Here is a 622-nt window from a genome sequence, read left to right on the forward strand (position 1 = left end):
TGAAAGCGGCCGCGAAGCTTGCCGTCGCATTGGTCGCCAGAACCGTCTCGTCCACCGTCAGCGACACGCCCGTGCCGCTCGGCACGATCGAGGGTGCGTCGTCATGGAAGTTGAGCGCCTGACCGATGTTGAGCGACTGCGAGGCCTTGTCGCCGTCACCGTCGGTCACCGTTGCCGTCAGCGTCACCAGGTTGGTCGCCGAAAGGGTTGTGTTGTCGTCGGGATTGTTGGGATCGGCGTGCACCACGGCGCGCACCTGGTCGAGCGTCACGTTGGAGCCGCTGACCGAGACCGTGAACACGATCGGGCCGCTTCCCGCCGCCGTGGCGGCGCTGGTGCCCTCGCGACCGACCACCTGGCCGCCCTCCAGGAACAGGAACACATGGTTGCCGCTGGCCGTGTCGACCAGACCGGAATCAGCACCGCTGGCGCTGATGTTGAGCGCATAGGTCAGCGCGCCGGCATCCGCCACGCCATTGTGGTCGGCGTCCAGCGGGCCGTCGGCGCCGAAGTTCGACGTGAAAGCGGCCGCGAAGCTTGCCGTCGCATTGGTCGCCAGAACCGTCTCGTCCACCGTCAGCGACACGCCCGTGCCGCTCGGCACGATCGAGGGTGCGTCGTC

The 622-nt window shown here is 67.7% G+C and carries 1 protein-coding gene; it reads right to left on the reverse strand.

Annotated elements, in window-relative coordinates; genetic code table 11:
- Positions 1-622 (reverse strand): DUF5801 repeats-in-toxin domain-containing protein (locus NKH54_RS32455; RefSeq protein WP_353029728.1); only part of this gene is annotated, 622 nt, incomplete at both ends.

Origin of the sequence: Mesorhizobium sp. M1004 (assembly GCF_040318795.1) — a bacterium.
Classification (GTDB): Bacteria; Pseudomonadota; Alphaproteobacteria; order Rhizobiales; family Rhizobiaceae; genus Mesorhizobium.